A 1,274-nucleotide genomic window follows, 5' to 3' on the forward strand; every position below is an offset into this window, starting at 1 on the left:
AATGTGCTTTTCCCACATCCACTTTCCCCTGCTATCCCGTATATTTCATCTTCTTGTATCTTTATACTTACATCGTTGACCGCTTTTACTTCTTTTTTCTCTTCTTGCATTTCAAATATGTAATACGATTTTAGTTTTTCTGTTTTTAATACTTCCAACCTTTTCACTCCTTCGCCTTACCGATTCTTTGTATCCTTGTTCTTGGGTCTAAGTATTCACTTAGACTTGTTGAGAGTAGGTACAAGGCTACGAACAAGAAGATCGATATTATTACAGGTGTTAGTATCCACCACCAGTATCCCAGTAGCATCGCTTGGTAGTTTACCGCCCAGTGTATCATCGTTCCTATCGTTGGTATTTCTGTGTTGGATAAGCCTAATACCGATAACGTTACTTCCATCCCTACCGCCCATATCATGTTGTTTATCAACGTCGAAAATATTATCGGTATTATGAATGGAAAGTATTCTTTTATTACCAGGTTGAACGTTCTTGTCCCCGATAGTATTGATGTGTATGTGAATTCCCTTTCCCTTAGACTTAGTATTTGTGATCGTATTACCCGGGCATCCCACGCCCATCCAAATAGACTTAGTATGAGTCCTAATAGTACCATCGTTAAGTTTTCCCTTATTACCGATGCTATCAGTATCAGAATCGGTAAGAGCGGCATTACTACAAAACTGTCGTTTATCGACATCAGTACTTTGTCGGTTTTTCCACCTTTGTACCCCGATACTAATCCCATTATTATCGCTATCACCCTCGATATTCCTGAGGCTATTAACGCTATTGTTAGTGAGTTCCTTATCGCAAATGTAGATTGCCAGAATAGGTCTTGCCCTTGCGATGTCGTTCCGAATATGTGTGGCCAACTGGGTGGTTTGTCCCTAGCTACCACGTTCCACCTTAGTGGATCGTATGGCGAAAAGAATGAGAGTATTGACATTAAGGCTAAAATACATATTACTATGAACGCAAATCTGAACCTTCCATCTTTCATTAGTTCTTTGAATCCTTCCAACATTATCACCTCATCTGTACCTTACTCTTGGGTCAAAGAGTGGATATATTAGATCTATTATGAGCGTTGCTGACGCTATCCCTATTACCGATAACGAGACTACCCCTATTATTAGGTTGTAGTCGTTTGAGTTTATCGCTCCGTATAGTAACGTTCCTATCCCTGGATAGGCGAATACTATTTCTGTTATCAATGCCCCTCCAAAGATTTGCCCTAAAGATAGCGCTAAGTTGGTTACTTGCGGTAATAA

The 1,274-nt window shown here is 39.9% G+C and carries 3 protein-coding genes; all 3 read right to left on the reverse strand.

From position 1 onward, the window contains the following. On the reverse strand, positions 1–110 hold a 110-nt coding region (locus AA81_RS14830), incomplete at its 3' end, for an ATP-binding cassette domain-containing protein (RefSeq protein WP_211292619.1). 53 nt (positions 111–163) lie between these two features. Further along, positions 164–1,027 carry an ABC transporter permease gene (locus AA81_RS01480; protein ID WP_425440365.1) on the reverse strand — a complete coding sequence of 288 codons (864 nt, stop codon included), beginning with the start codon at positions 1,025–1,027 and terminating at the stop codon, positions 164–166. Positions 1,028–1,034: 7 nt separating this feature from the next. After that, positions 1,035–1,274: ABC transporter permease subunit (locus AA81_RS01485; RefSeq protein ID WP_146050313.1), on the reverse strand; the 240-nt coding region annotated here is incomplete at its 5' end.

The sequence above is a fragment of the Petrotoga halophila DSM 16923 genome (assembly GCF_002924615.1).

Bases quoted from the DNA above. Each gene is read 5' to 3' on its own strand.
- AA81_RS01480 (WP_425440365.1), bottom strand. From the start codon at position 1,027: ATGTTGGAAGGATTCAAAGAACTAATGAAAGATGGAAGGTTCAGATTT.